The organism is Pseudobdellovibrionaceae bacterium (assembly GCA_023898385.1).
Lineage (GTDB): Bacteria > Bdellovibrionota > Bdellovibrionia > Bdellovibrionales > UBA1609.
This window is the reverse complement of the sequence record CP060220.1, coordinates 3,283,278-3,299,578: the sequence shown is the minus strand read 5'-3', so window position 1 is coordinate 3,299,578 and position 16,301 is coordinate 3,283,278. Positions and strand designations below refer to the sequence as shown.

The following is a 16,301-nucleotide window of genomic DNA, read 5'->3' as shown; positions in this document are numbered from 1 at the left end:
AGAGTAGTGCTCAGCAGAACCGCTCCATTGCATTTAACCCACCCAGGGCCATGTGTGCGACTGGCCTATGATGGCACGGGGCTAGTTATAGTATCGAAAAGGCTTGAGAAGGGTGTCTTTTCTAGGATAAATTCGTTGTGATTTCATTACACCAGCATCAAAGGTGCCGGTCACCGAGTAATATTCGATCAGCCCCAAGCAGTCGTAAATTTGGTGTTAGACTTAAACGGGGAAATTTAAGTCCAACCTATTGGTTAAAAAAACTCAGCAATGCTTTTGTCGTGACTGGTATAGTCCAAAAATCGCCTTTGCCGAGAAGGGTGTCTTTGCCCACGCTAGGTCCATCCGTCAAAAACGTGAATGCACAATGGTTACATCTGAAGGACCTAGAATAGGCCATTCAACATGGCTGAAGGCCAGTTAGCAAGTGGGGTCTTTAAGGTGCGCAGGTGGTTGCACCGGCAAGCGTACCAAGTAGATTCCACGAACCACTTCCTGAACATAAAACATCACCGCTGGCGTTCACATTGGCATCGCCATGGACACTCATTAGGTAATCGTCTACTTCAAGGATACCTTGGGTGACATTCAAGTCTTGACCTGCTGTGTCCAAGTCAAAGTTTGTGAGCAACGTCACATTGTCTGTTGTGTTGTCCTTACCCACGGTAAATGCACCACCGGGAACAACAGCAGAGGTTGCTTGTGATAGATTCACATTGCCTGAGCCAGTCATTGATATCAGCGTTGAACCACCAAAACTGCAATCCGACGTCGCATCAGCACAATTAAACGCGGCATTTCCTTGAACTTCAATACTGCCGCCATTTAAAACTCCCTCATCAACGGTCAAGTTTCCGGTAATAACGAGAGTATCACCAGCTGCTATTTCCATCTTGGCATCGCTCCAGTGACCATAACCTATATCATCTACATCTATCGTCAAATTAGTCATAGTCAAACTTGTCGGCACGTCTACGTTAAAGATAACAGCCATGCCGTCTGAGGCACCGGCAAAGGCTCCAATTACAAGGGAGTTTAGTCCGCTAACCGATGCCCCGGGAAAAACCACAAAGCCGCCATTATTCACTGTACCCGTAACTCCCCATCCCATTGCGGGGGAAAGCGACAACTCTGAAGATGGTGCATTAAATGTTCCCTTAATCAACTCAAGGTTTCCAAACTTCGAAGATGTTTCGCCCGCGGCTGGCGAAAAACTTGAATTCGTATTCACCCGAATGTGAGGGGCAGCAGCACCATCAGCAACATCGTACTCCTGGGCTAATGTGCCATTAATGTTGATCCAAATAGTCGCCAAGTTTGCGTTGTTCACACTGGTAGAAAAAGCACAATCTGAAGTGGCATTTACACACTCCCAAAGCCCATTTCCCCGAAGGTCGAGCTCAACCCCCAGCCCAATCACCTTACCATTGCTGTGAGTATAGTTTCCCTCAACAACATAAGATCCACTCGGTGCCGCGATGAATTCAAACAGGGCATCATCCAACCCACCATATCCATTATCGCTCACATCGATGGCAAGGTTATAAAACGCAACTCCTTTAGGCGATTTAATTGTTGCTATACTTATGCCGCTGTCAGAAACTGACCCGTAGCCATCAAACCTGACCGTCCCGCCATTGTGAAGGAATATGGCATTTTTGCCTAAAACAAAACCGTTATCGTTGTCATTGGCAGGATTCCAGCCTAGATTTCTACCTACGGTCAATGTGCCTGATGTGGAAGTAAATGATCCCGACTCTAAATAGAACTCATCCAAATCAATGGTAGAATCGCCGCCCACAAACGTCCCACCTGTTTGCTTCCAATAAGCTGTACCCACGGATATAGTATGACCAGCGTTTTGAGTGAAGATACCGGGATAGCTACTATACATTCGAAGCCCAGACACATTAACACTTGCCGAAGTGTGCACATTACAATTGGCGGGAACATCGTTGCAAGTGGCATCGAATATAGCGATGTCGGTCGACCCTGGAACGACTAGGCCGGACCAGTTGTTATTATTTGAAAAATCGCCATCCCCGGTATTGCCGGTCCAAACGAAACCGCTATCTTCATTGGCCAAAATCTGTCCCCAACCAACAGCATCAGCTAAAGTTCCGGCAGATGGATTAGTTAAAGTCATGATAAGCAACTCGTCTGGTTCAATATTGGAATCGCCAGTGGTATTTACAGTAATTGTGCCACTTAACTGCTTAGCCGGAATGGATAATGTACCCGTCGAAGATGTGTAGTCAGAATCAGCCAAAGTGGCTGTAGAATCACTCGAGGCATAATCGGCTATAAAACTTGTGCCGCACACAGGTTCGGATAGCGTCACGGTGAAACTTAGACTATTTCCTTCATCAGCGAAGGCATCAGTAATGTAAACATCAGGACTTGATCCCGACGATACGATGGTACCATTGGCCGGATTGTGGGCACCATAAGAAAGAGCCCCACAGTTTTCAATGATTTCTGTACCATAGCTGGTTGACAGCTGATCATTGACGGTTAAATCGTAGCCATTCATGTCTACTTTCCCTGATTGAACGTCGAAGTCCTGGCCAGCAGAATTGAGGGTGATATTCGATAAAAGCCTTAGCTTTCCGCTTGGCTTATTAACCACAAAGGTTCCCGATGGCCAAGTGCCACCAGTTCGGATTATATACTGATCACCAGTGCCAATGGCGTCAAAACCAGCGTTGCCGCCACTTAGACTTTGAAGAGTAATATTGCCTTGAACTTTAATGCGGCCCGGACCATAAATGCGTTGGGCCGCACTAACTTGCATGTTAACAAACACATCACCAGAAACCTCAATATCGCTTAAAAAATTCACATTGCAACTTCCCGAACTAACTCCAGAAATCAACACGTTTAGATTCGGGAAAACCACACCTGGCATGTCGACATTCACATTTCCAGTAACATTGTTACCATCTGTATTTACAAATGATAGACTTGTTAGGCCAGACACATCGACGATGCCGCTACTATAAACCAAATGCCCTGTAAGTTTAAGGTCATTGATAAATGACACAACGGCACCCGGAGCTTTCGCAATTTCTATAGACGGAAACTTTCCACCCGCACCATTCACAGTTTGGCCATTGCCACCAACCAATTTAAGCTTAACATTGTACGAATCACTACCACCAGAAAGTAGCGAGGTGTAATCCCCCATGACTTCAATTGTGGAACTCAACCCCTCAAGGCGGCTGCCCCACAGCCCCGTCATATTTACGACCATATTGCCCGCAACAGTCACCGTACTGCCAGCTTCCAATTTCAATACAGCTCCGCCTGAACCACCGGCATTTTTATGAATCTCTAGATTGTTAAATGTCGTGTTCGGCGCGTAAAAATTTACGGTCGGAGGATTTCCGCCCGTTAACTTAAAGGTCCCACCATTATGGTCAAAGGTTGAATTGTGAATTCCAACATCTTTCGATACCGAAAGATCGGCTGTGGTGGAAGTAAAACTGGCATTTCGTAAATCGAAACCCCCGCCAATGGTAATATTTGAATTGCCACCTTCAAAGACACCACCCACTTGTATCCAGTTGCCAGCGCCCACGGTCACTGAATGACCCGCTGTTTGGGTAACCAATCCAGAATAGTTACTATTAAACCACAACCCCTGAACATTAATATTGGCCGAAGTGCTTGCATTACAATTGGCTGGCACATCGTTACACACACCATCAAACATCGCGATATTCGAACTACTGGGCGCCACACTTCCATTTGACCAGTTGGCTCCATTGCTGAAGTTTCCATCACCCGCGTTACCAGTCCAGAGATAACCATTGTCGTCATTGTTGGCTATGGTACCGACACCAAGGCTATCTCCCAGACTGCCATGGGAGATGACTGACAAAGTCACATTAACGGTTTCGTCCACTTCCATAGCGGCGTCATCAATGGTTACGATGTTGATCGTCCCTGACGTGTCACCTGCTGGTATATTCAATGTGCCTGAGCTAGCCGTATAATCCGAAGCGCTTGAAGCCGTTCCATTGGATGTAGCAAAATTGACTGTGAAACTCGCCCCACACACTGGCTCAGACAGACTCACTGTAAATACTAAGTTCCCGCCCTCGTTTACTATGGGGTCATCGATGGTAATAATGGGGCTAGATCCTGATCCTAAAATTTCGCCATCTGACGGGTCGATGGTAGTGGTGCCAGCAGTGATTGTGCTACACCCTTGAAGAACTGTCGCTGAACTTGCCGATCCTACGCCATCGCCCACGTCGAAGTTGTCATTAACAGTTAAGTCATAATTATTTAAATCAATATCTCCATCAACAAGAGCTAAATCTTGGCCCGCACTGTTGAACGATATGTCACTACCGAAAATCAAGTCCCCGCCAGGCTTATCCACTATGATTAGTCCAGAGGGCATTTTCCCACCATTGCCTGACGGAGTTGAATAAGATATTGTTTGATTGCTACTTCCACTCAAAGTCAGCGACGCTGGCCCGCCTGTACGATCATCGGTTACAGATATGTTGCCTTTTACTACCCAATTCCCTTTTATCAATCCACTTTGTTGAACAAAATCTCCATTTACAATTAAAGAATGTGCAGGATCTACATCGACACCAGAGTTCTGACTATGACAGGCGATGTACTGTCCCGCTGCAGTAACGTTGAAAACATCTAAGTCCGATCCGCCCAGATCCATATAAAAATATCGATCTCCGCCACCATTACAATTAGGAGAGGTTCCGGTAAAATAAAGGGTTCCATTGTTGTGACTAAAACTTGCCCCGGGACTAATTTGAAACGCGTCGCCGGTGTTAAATCTATTCAACGTCAATGTGCCCGATGGCGCTATAAAATTGCCGTTCAAAATCCGAAGAGTATTAATTGCCAAGTTAGCACTCGCCGGACTAGGTGTCACCGTACCAGCAGTCTTGTCAATAGTGAAGCTTCCTGTATTGGCGGTACCTCCATCAACAATATATTGCTGAGGAGCCCCTCCAACAAATTTGATTACACCATTATACCTAGACTTAGCGTTACCCCCCACTCGAACATCTCCATAGACCTCCCAGTTGCCGCGAAGCCCACCTTCAAAATGGTAAAAGTCATTAAGCACCACAATTGTATCACCATCAACCGGCCCCACCTGTGGAAAGTTGCCGTGACATGCATCGAAGTTACCATCTACCGTGACGTCATAAAGGCTTAAAGTCGAGTCAACATCTATGAATTTGAAATTGTTGACACCACCACCAGAACAGTTCCCAACAGTGGAATCAAAAGTCACTAAGCCACTATTATGGTTAAATCCAGCGGCCGCCCCCACTGATAGGACCGTTTGATCCAAATTCTGGTACCAGCCCACGCTGAGCTCGCCAGAGGTGCTATTAAATTGCCCCGCATACAACAGTATCGGCCCGTCTATATCTATGAGACTGTTTCCACCATCAAAAATGCCGCCATACTGAATCCAATCTTCTGAACCGACGACAAACGAATGACCCAAGTCTTGAGTGATCGTACCCGAAAAGTCTGATGCCACCCAAAGACCTTTTACATTCACATTGGTTGAAGTCGTGGCGTCACAATTGACCGGCACATCACTACACCTTCCGTCAAAAAAGGCTATATCCGAAGCTCCTGGAGCCAAAATGCCGTTTGACCAATTTGCGCCATTATTAAAATCGTTGTCACCAGAAATGCCCGTCCAAACATAGCCATTGTCGTCATCGTTTTCGATTATGCCTAGTCCGCTGGCATCTGTAACGGTTCCATGAGAGGCGTTTGAAAGTATCACACTTAAATCTTCATCAAACTCCAGAGTCGTATCCGCCGTTGTCGCAACTGAAATAGTGCCCGACAGGCCACCACCCGATATATTCAGAGTGCCATCATTGGGCGACCCATCGCTGTCAATTAAAGTAGCACTGTAGTCACTGCCTGCTACTTTTGCCAGGCCATCAACTACCACATAATCAATGGTAACATCGCCGGCACACACTCCTTCTGACAAGTTCACATTAAACACCAAGGTACCGCCTTCAGCGACGGTGGCGTCACTGATTGTGATATTGGGATCAGACGAAGATCCCACAATTTCACCGTCTGTGGAGTTTACGTTTTGTGAACCGGCCGTGATGGTACTACAACCCTTAATGATTCTGGCGCTGCTAGCTGCGCCCACACCGTCACCCACATTGAGCTGGTCGTTGACCGTAAGATCGTAGCCGTTGAGGTCAATATCACCATCGATAATCTGAAGATCTTGTCCTGCAGCAGAAAGATTTAACCCCGTTTGCAGAGATAAAACCGCCGACGGTTTATTCACCGAAACCACGCTTGTTGGGGTCATGGCGCCAGCATCCACAGCGATTTGTGCGTCTGCCCCACCAACCATTTCAATTACAGCAGTACCACCTTCGGCCATTATGGCTGCGTCAGTGTAATTAAAAATCGCATCACCATTTATCCGCAATGTTCCAGAATCGATCTTTCCGTCATCAATGGTTAAATCTCCATCAAGGGTTACAATGTGGCCTGCTGTGATCAACACATTAACATCGTCGCTACCGCCACCTAAGTGGCCGTCACGCGAATCAATTATCAAATTGTTTAGAGTTATTCCCCCAGGCACTACAAATGCAAAAATACTAAAATTTCCACCATTTCCACCACCAATTCGATTCACTTTGACTGTTCCATTATTATGAGTAAATGTCCCACCATTTACTGTAAAACCATCAATTTGACTTTGAGAATCTGGCAGGCGACCAGAAAAGGACAAAACCCCAGTGGGTCCGGTGAAATTACCTCCGAGAATCACTAGTTTCTCGATTGAAAAATCGGTGGTGCCCGCAGCCGCGGTCACCGTCGATCCGTTACTGACCTCGATCACAGGCCCACAGGCATCGGCCTGTGTCGAATGAATTTCATGTGACCCGGAATCATTAAATCGAATCACTGTCGTTCCATCAATCTCCGCTTTTTGGGCGGCATCAGTGTATCCCAAATAGAGGTCCCCAGCCAATTCGATACTTCCACCATCTAACTGACCGTCTTCAAGATAAAGATTTCCCGCTAAGACCAAATTGTGGCCAGCAGCGATTTCAAACACAACATCATCATAGTTACCACCAGAATGCCGATCTACGATTCCCACTGTTAGATGATTTAATGTCAACCCCGCTGGGTCCGCTAGTTTGAAAATAATTTTGTGCGTCCAGTTTGCGCTCCCCGAATACAGAACTTTCACATGCCCATTGTTGTGATTAAACGTCCCACCGGTTATATTAATTCCCTCCAGTTGAGTGGCACCCTCGCTAAGCCAATCGTAAAAAACAAGGTCCCCTGTCGGAGAGTTAAAACTACCACTTTGCATATTCAAGAAAGAAAGACCAAATGTGGTCGTACCGGCCCCCGGACTAACCGTAGTACCATTATCGACGTCAATGGCTGGCGCAAAAACACCTTGATCCGACGCAAATATTTGTTGGTTACCACCAGAGTGAAATAATACTCTCGTACTGCCCCTACGCTCCGCTTTTCTGTTGGCATTTGTAAAGTCAAGATACAGATTGCCACCCAAATCAATGCTGCCCTCATCCAGATAACCATCTATGATCCGAAGGTCATTGGCAACGGCGACAGCGTCTTGAAACTCGACATAGGCCCCATCATAACCGTCTCCCGAGTGCAGATCAGTCATATCGACGTTTAAGTTGTAAAATGTAAGGAGACTGGGCGAACTAACAACAAAGCTCTTCAGCAAGCCGTTTGCAACTCCCGACCCGTCAAAAACAACCGTACCACTATTATGATTAAAGGTACCGCCTTTGTAGGTAAATCCATCCGTGGCTATTGATACGGCGTTGAAGCCGACACGTAACTCACTAGATGTAGAAGTAAATGTGCCCCCCGTTAAGGTGAAGCGCTCGAGATCCATTTCGGAATCCCCGCCAACAAAGGTACCTCCCGCTTGAATATACTGACCTGATCCAATGGTAACGGTATCTCCAGCACTCTGAGTCATAATGCCCGGATAAGAGCCAAACAACCACATGCCGGCCACTGATACCGACGCAGTTGTATTCACGTTACAGTTTGCCGGAAAATCACTACACAAATTAGTAAAGGCCACAATATCAGACGCGCCAGGCGCCACAATACCATTTGACCAATTGGCCTCATTTGAAAAGTCACCATCCCCAGCATCACCCGTCCAAATAAAGCCATTGTCATCGTCGTTTTCTATTGTCCCCAGACCCGTGTCATCGATCAAGGAACCGTGTGAGGCCGTGCCTAAAACCACGGTAATGGTTTCGTCCATTTCCATAGTTCCATCGGCAGTGGTAGCAATCGTAATAGTACCCGAGGTACTTCCGCTAGTCAGAGTTAAAGTACCATCATTAGGTGTAGCATCAGAGTCTGTCGCTGGGGCCACATAATCAGAATTGGCAATTGTTGCCGTGCCGCTGTTGACTGTGTAGTTCACAGTAAAGTCACCAGCACATACACCTTCAGAAAGTGCCACGTTAAAAACTAAGTTACCACCTTCAGCTACTGTGGCATCAGAAATTGTGACGTTCGGGGTGGAGCTTGATCCAACAATCTCACCATCTGCGGGGTTTACTGTTTGTGTGCCTGCTGCAATCGTATTACAAGCCTTCAGAATACGAGCGCTACTTGCGGCGCCGACCCCGTCGCCCACGTTTAGCTGGTCATTTACTGCAAGGTTATGCCCGTTTAAATTTACAATACCATTATTAACGTAAAAATCTTGTCCCACCCCGTCGAGATCGGCATTCGTGTCAAAAAACAAAGTGCCACTGGCTTTATTGACGGTGAAGTTTCCATTGGTAAGGTGGGTGCCGGTGAACGAAAAATGCTGATCGGCTGTTCCATTAAATTCTAAATTGTAGATACTAGTTTGGGCAGAGACCGAAGCATCGTTAACAAACACATCTCCACCTATAAAAAACGTGATACCTTGATCTAATTGCTGAGCCGTTGAGTGGGTAAAGTCATTCTTTACAATCACGTTGTCTGTAAACGTAGCTATACCGCTCGAAAATGCCGTTAGCTCAAAATCATAGAATTCCAGACCAGGGACCGTAACAGTTTGACCATCACTTCCTCTAATCAATGTACGTGTTGTACCAAAATTCAAATTTCCGGTGGTGTAAATGACGTTTCCGCGAAACTCATGATCTGTGGCGAATGTGAGAGTGCCACCGGCCTTGGCAAACTCGACGTTGGGCAAACGAGTAACAGCCATTGGACTGGTAACCGTCTGATTGCCTGAGCCTACAAACCTAAATGTAGGGGATAAATTGTAGCCGATATCGGTGACCACAAGATCTCCAGAAAGATTAAACACGCCTATTCCATCATAGTGGTTAGATGTGTCTGAAGTTAAAGTTCCCTGGATATTCATAGTTCCATCAAAACTCGCAAGACCTGCACAACAGCCATTTTGAATTAAAACATTGTTAAAGTTTGTAGAATTAGGGTTAATGGATTTGGTGCCGTTTGCAGTGATCTTAAAGGTACCAGAGTTATGATTGAAGCTCGGAGCCCCACTCAAAACAAAACTACCTGCGGCCACAAGCGTTGCCGATGTAGAAATAAACGCGCCACCAGTGAGTGAAAAATCACCGTTTAAATAAACATCGCCATCCCCACCGACAAATGTACCACCAGCTTGGGTGTAGCCACTGGCACCTACAGTCACTATAAAGGTTGGCGCCTGTGTAATTGTCCCCGCGTACCCTGAAGACATGGTGATCCCGGCCAAGTTTGCATTTGCATTGATTGTGGCACTGCAATTGGTACAGTATTGATCAAACACAGCCACATCAGAAACGCCCGGGGCGCTGCCACCAAGCCAGTTGCCACCTGTTGTCCAATTGCTATTCCCACCCAGCCCCGTCCATGTAAACGAACTTGCTCCTACACCTGTCATGTCACGGATGACCTGGGTCATTCCTGTGCCCGAGTTATAGTCCACCACTAGTTGTTCAGGATAAGGGCCACTGGCCGATGGTGAGAAGGTAATAACCACTGTGCACGTATCGCCTCCCGCAAGTGTGGTTCCGCAGTCACCACCAGTGCCTGGGAAGGTGTTGTCTTTGTAGTCATAAGGAGCAGCAAGCCCAGATAAAGAAATGCTGGAGGCTGGGCTACCACCTGTGTTTGAAATCGTAAAGCTATGATCTTTAGATGTGCTATTTTCAGTCAAGCCATAATCGTAAGTAGCCCCGTCGCTCACCGTCAACACCGCTCCAGAGGCACCGTTGCCCTGAACGCCGTGAGTTATAAACTGGGAATTCATACCATCAAAGTAAGAAAGTTCAATGGCATCAGAAAAACTGCCGCCGGATGTTGGGGCGAAATCAACCACCAATACGCAAGATCCGCCAGTGGCAAGGGATGCTCCGCAATTGCCGCCAGTACCGGGATATGTGCCATCTAAATATGTAAACGGAGCTGAAAGGCCTAATAAATCCGCTATCGAAGTGGCCGCCCCAGAACCAGAGTTTGTCAGCGTAAAACTGTATGTAGAGCTACCGTTCACGCTCACGTTGCCAAAGCTATACGGGTCTGTATCAGTAATACTAAGTAATGCATTCTCGTTGTCTACAATAGTTAAAGTGTGCGCATTCGGAGCGGCCAATACAGCGGTAATCGAACCATTCACCACTGCGCCGGTAAGATTAAGGGCAATGGTTTCATCAACCTCGTCTAGGACGTCGTCAACAAGGTCAATACTTAAGCTCGCAGTGGCATTGCCCGGAGAAACCGTTAGTGTGCCTCCGATGAAGTTATCATAGTCGCCTCCGCCTCCAAGGGCTGAACCACCAACAGTGTAAGAGAGATCGATGGAAAATGCACTCGCAGGGTTGACGCTGACTTCAACATTCACATTGCCGTCGCCTTCGTCAAACTGGCTTGATGTACTTACAAATGAAAGTGTCGGCACAGCCTCGTTATCTATTATCGTAAAATTATATTGTTCAATATCAACTGTCAGATGCTCACTGTAACTGATAAACACCCAACGGAATGTTTCGTTACCTTCGTACAAATTGTCGTCCATTATGGGAAGCGTTACCGCGTATGAAACCTCCCCCTTGGGAATAGTCGAAGTGCCGGTAATGGCAGTAAAATCACTGCTGGCATCACCGCCTCCATCTGGAAACACCGCCCAATCCACCCGGGTGTCTTTAATAACAGCATCTGACAGCTTCACTACAAACTGAGTGTTAGCATCCTCAGGAATTTGAAAATGAAGATTGTTTTCAAGACTTAGTGAGGCCGTGGTCTTAAGGCCCCCTGAAAAGCTGCCTGAAAGGGTTGTATCGCCAATGCTGCAGCCAAAAAGAAATGCAAGATTTACGAAGGCACTGACCTGCAATAAAACCTTCGCAAGTTCACCCACTATATTGATGAGTTTATAAAAAAGCTTTCCCAATCTATTTCAATCCTTTTCTACGTTCCATATATATAAATAAGTCAGCAAAAACTGATCGGACGAATATAGATCAAACTTGAGGGCGGTTTAAGCTTCGGCTGATTTTGCCAGTGAAATGGCGGAAAATGTTGATTTCACTTGAAAAACGCCAGGTCTTCTTGGTGAAATTTAATGTCTCAAATTAAGAAACATCGGGAGAAACAAGACGTTAGCAATGCGTCCTAATTTAGAAAAAAAAGATAAAATTCTCACCTTGAGACGACTGGCGTTGATAGAACTGGACAAAACGGAACATTCTGGCAACCTTTCGGACGTAGACTATGGACTTGTGGGTCTGGGCATTGGTAAACCTGGCCGTACTGTAAACTCTTTTCTAAACTAGGCCACCTTATCATCATCGTAAAATAACACACCTGTCGTTGACCCAAATATTTCAAATGAATCATTCACCTAAAGTTTTTCGAAATATGTGATATTTCTTTTTAAGTGTGGCTCCTAATCGCTGATGTAGGCGATTCACCCTTTTGTTGTCCTCCATCACCCAGGACGCCTCGGCGGTTTTATATCCATAAATGCGACATTGCTTGAGCATCGCACAGTATAGAGCTGGCCCTATGGCCACCTTTTGATATTCCGGAGAAACACCTAATGTGGCCAAACGACAGCTTTGAACCCACAGCTTGCGAAAGGGCGACTTTAGAACCAACCACAAAAATACCAAGTGCCACACCTTGAGTGGTCTTGAAAATCGAATTAGAAACTGGTTTATATTTGGCAGAGCAAACAAAAACCCCACGATTTTATTTTTGACCTCGGCCACTAAAAACAAATTAGGGTCAATAATGGTTCGAATCTGCTCAATCAAAAACTGAGTGTCGTCATCGGTCATCGCCGTAAAGCCCCAGTGATCTTTCATACTTGAATTGGCCAATTGGCTAATTTGGGCCATCTCTTCATTTAACTTCGACAAATTAATTGGGCGAATTGAAATGTCCTGTTCTCTTAAAACACGCAGCTGATGTGCTTCCACATTCTTAGGAAATTCTACTGACTGAACATATTCATAGGCAAAAAACTGCTTATAAGGCTCAAGACCGACTCTCAACAGATCACTTTTGTACTCTTCTCTTGCATAGTTCATCAACGGATAGGGTGTGTCGCGAAATCCCTCGGTTAGCACACCGACTTCACCGTTAAGCGATGGGTTCATCGGTCCTAAATAAGCCTGTACACCTTGATCCCCGAACCACTCCTCTAATTGGGCAATGAGCGCTGGTAATGCCTTCGTCTTTGGTAAATATTCGAGAAAACCAAAAACACCGATCGTCTGACCCTGCTCCTTGGAAAAATTTTTATCGATAAACCCACAAACCCTCCCCACCACTTGACCCTGGTCATAGGCCAACAGGGGCAACATCACCGCATTTTTGAAATAGGGGTTTTTATGAACATCAAGAAGCTGTGCCTCAAGGCCCGGCGGCTTGGGCACCCAGTAGGGATTATCTTTATAAATCAAATAGGGAAGATAAAAAAAATCACGCCACTGTTTTTTGGTTTGAACTTCTTCGACCCGCACGGCTTACCTAAACATAATCATCGAAGTTAAGCGCCCCACTTTTTTGATGGCTTTAAAATACCTTTATACCTGGGACCACTGAGATTGGACACAAAGATGTCTTTAGCCATCTCCCACTTTTTTTGCCAACGACCTTTGAGGAGCCAGGCTCGCAAGTGACCGCAGGCTGAAATAAGGTCTGCTAACTCTTTATCTGTGTGGCAAGAGTTAACCGTGACCCTTAGTATACCGGCACCCTTTGGCACCGCGGGGTAACAAACAGAACTGACGTAAAAACCCAAATCATACAACAAACGACCGGCGTACATTGTGGCTGCATCATCGCCGATGGGTATAGGTACGATAGGACTTTCACTTCGCTCGACGTCAAAACCCATGGCTATGAGCTCTGCCCGAAGCAGGTGACTTTTTTGTTTTAGATTTTCTCGCAAGCGCTGCCCCTCACCGGACATGCAAACTCTTACGGCAGCCCGAATAGACTCTATGGTGTGGGGCTGCAGGGGACCTGAGAAAATGTAGGATGTGGACTGCAACTTTAGTAGATCAATGAGCGCCTTTGAACCCGCCACAAAGCCGCCCGAACAGGCCAAACCCTTTTGCAGGCTCCCGATGAGAATGAGATTTTCAAAATTGAGATTGAAATGTTGGGCCACCCCACCGCCGTTTTCTCCTAAAATTCCAATTCCGTGGGCATCGTCCACATAAAGAACCATGTTCTGTCGCCGGCAAAGCTGTTGGATCGGCACCAATTGGGGCACATCCCCCTGCATGCTAAATAGTCCGTCTAACATCAGCACTTTCGTCGGCCGAAGGTCACGTTGAATTTTGTTAGATAGATCAGTTAAGCCCTTTCTGATGTCCACTCGACAAATGCGGGCACCCTTAGCTTTTGCTATGAGAGAGGCCATGTACATTGAGGTGTGAGCATGTTTATCAATAAAAATTGTGGTGTGGCGATTGCCAAACAGCACAGGCACCACCCCTTGATGAGCCTGCGACACATTTACGGCCAACATCGAAGCCTCAGCACCAACAAATGTGGCCAATTCTTGCTCTAACAACACCGCATTTTTGTGAGAATAAAAAATACGCGAAGACCCCGGATGCCCCGCCCAGGTTTTAATGCCTTCGATACAGGCTTCGAGCACTTCAGGATGCACGTCCAGACCCAGATAATTGCCCGAGCTAAAATTAACTTTGATCTCATCGCCTTGAACAAGGCTTCGAAGTTGGCCCTGGCGTGGTGGGTCAACGATCATGCCTTTTAAGTGAAAACCACCTAGTAGTTTTGTTAGGCGATTGAGCCGACGGTGTTCCGCGGACTGGGATTTCTGGCGCAGCAATGCTGCCAGTGGCGAAGCCCCTTTTGAAGCCGCTTGCGATGGCTCTGCCGACGAACCTCGCCCATTTAAGTCGCTATCAAGCCCAGTCTGCATGCTTCAACCCCTCCCCGAAGGTCATATTGAAATCATTTCGCCAATAGACGCAACTGCTTTAGAAAAATTGAAAATATCACATTAAAAATGGTGACTTAGTTGTCTAAAATTGGGCCTAGAAATAGATTATCTTCACGCCAAAAAAAAGGGGGGGCGGCGCATGCATCGAGACTCTTTTCGATTAACTGCAAAAGAAGGGCAGAAAAACATCGCAAAGGGCTTATTGTTTATTGCTGGCAGCCTGAGTTTTTTGCTCTTTATGAGAATTGATCCTGGGCAAACCCCTTGGACCGTCACTCAGTTGCTCCTGTCTGTCTTGGCGGGCTTTGGAATCAGCATTTTACTGGTCGGTCTCGGAGTTTTAGGACACGAGGCCATGCACAGAAATCTGCATCCCAATAAAAAAATAAATGACTTCTTTGGAGTGGCCTTTAGCACGGCATCACTGTTGCCATTCTATGCGGGAAAAAAGATTCATTTGTCGCATCACCAACTGGCCCATACAGGAGAAAATGATCCCGAGTATTTCTTCCATAGAGGCTCGCCCATTTTGTTTGTTCTCTTTGGCGCCATTAGATACAGCCAACTCCATTTCAATGAATTATTCTCGCAGATAATGCACTGGCAAAATTTGAACCGCCGTGTGAAAAGAGAAGTTTTTTATGATCTTTTCTCCATGATTGTCGCTTTTTTGTTTGTGGCCATTTTTGTTCACTCCCTCAACATCTCTGCCCTCCTTGCGTTGTTGGGATTTCATCTCACTCTCCCGCTCGTCTTTTCAGCTCGATACGCCGCTGACCACCGCGGACTTCCAAGCCATACTCAGCACCAAAAAAATCAGGCACACGCATGGGTGGTAAAAACCCATCCCATTCTGGAGTGGATTTGGAGTCACATCAACTATCACGGGGTTCACCACATGTATCCAGCCATTCCCCATGGAAAACTTAAAACCAAATTCGAACTCACTCAGCACAATATTACCTACCCCACTCTAGATAGGGGCTACGTGCGATCCATGCCGTACCTGTTAAAGAAACCCTATTTTGCCTGAGAACACCTTAGGCGTTGCCAGTGACTCCACTTTATGATGAGGTCATTCTCGCCATGTCAGAAAAATACGACTTCTCCACCAATCTCTATCGCCACTACAAAGGTCAACTCTATAAATACTTAGGGGAAGTTCATCATAGTGAGTCCGTTGAGACACTGGCGCTGTATGAAGCCCTTTTCGAAAATGCCATCGGCCCTCTTTGGGTGCGGCCAAAAGAAATGTTTTTTGAAACCATTGAAATCAATGGTGAGCCTGGCCCGCGCTTTGCCCCTGTGACTTTCTCTCTGGACCTCATTGAAAATCCCTCACTCGAAGACCTTAGAGATATCTTTGAGGTGGCAAAGTTGAGTTTCGAAGACCTTAGTTTTGAAAAACTACTCACCAAATTGGAGAAAGAAAAACGTATTTTGCTCCTTAGTGCGAGTCACTCCGGTAAAACTGTAGGATTTAAACTGGGGTACGAACTCGACAAAATGAGATTCTATAGCTGGCTTGGTGCAGTAAATGAAGAATACCGGGGTTATGGTCTTGGCCAAGAGCTTATGCGCCATCAACACCATTGGTGTCGGATTCAAGGATTTGCCGCTGTGGAAGCAAAAACCTTAAACCAATGGAAGTCCATGCTTTTACTGAGTATCAAAGAAGGATTTCAAATCACTGGCACCGAAATGACTGACGGAGGGGAGACCAGAATTCTCCTTCGAAAGGTTCTCTAAATCCGAGTTCCCCTTCTCCACTCCATTGTCTACAAATTGTAGGATTTTTGAAATG

General features: G+C 46.3%; 6 protein-coding genes. 3 read left to right on the top strand and 3 right to left on the bottom strand.

Annotation, left to right across the window (positions count from 1 at the left end; all coding sequences use genetic code 11):
* Positions 1-436 precede the first annotated feature (436 nt).
* Positions 437-11,464 (bottom strand): choice-of-anchor D domain-containing protein, encoded by an 11,028-nt coding sequence (locus tag H6626_15140; GenBank protein USN47488.1) that lies wholly within the window; start codon positions 11,462-11,464, stop codon positions 437-439.
* 214 nt (positions 11,465-11,678) lie between these two features.
* Between H6626_15140 and H6626_15135 the strand changes: the two genes are divergently transcribed.
* Positions 11,679-11,846, top strand: coding sequence for a hypothetical protein (locus H6626_15135; GenBank protein ID USN47487.1), 168 nt, complete (start codon positions 11,679-11,681; stop codon positions 11,844-11,846).
* Between the two features lie 60 nt (positions 11,847-11,906).
* On the opposite strand, the gene H6626_15130 is transcribed toward H6626_15135, so the two are convergent.
* Positions 11,907-13,040: a GNAT family N-acetyltransferase gene (locus tag H6626_15130; protein USN47486.1), complete on the bottom strand. Its 1,134-nt coding sequence runs from the start codon at positions 13,038-13,040 to the stop codon at positions 11,907-11,909.
* Positions 13,041-13,066: 26 nt separating this feature from the next.
* Entirely contained in the window at positions 13,067-14,476 is a 1,410-nt protein-coding gene (locus H6626_15125) for an aminotransferase class I/II-fold pyridoxal phosphate-dependent enzyme (GenBank protein ID USN47485.1), read from the bottom strand.
* Between the two features lie 160 nt (positions 14,477-14,636).
* Here H6626_15125 and H6626_15120 point away from each other — a divergent pair, with 160 nt between their 5' ends.
* Positions 14,637-15,530: a fatty acid desaturase gene (locus H6626_15120; protein USN47484.1), complete on the top strand. Its 894-nt coding sequence runs from the start codon at positions 14,637-14,639 to the stop codon at positions 15,528-15,530.
* 20 nt (positions 15,531-15,550) lie between these two features.
* The gene (locus H6626_15115; GenBank protein ID USN47483.1) at positions 15,551-16,246 is read left to right on the top strand and encodes a GNAT family N-acetyltransferase; all 696 of its coding nucleotides are present in this window, start codon (positions 15,551-15,553) and stop codon (positions 16,244-16,246) included.
* The last annotated feature ends 55 nt before the right edge of the window (positions 16,247-16,301 follow it).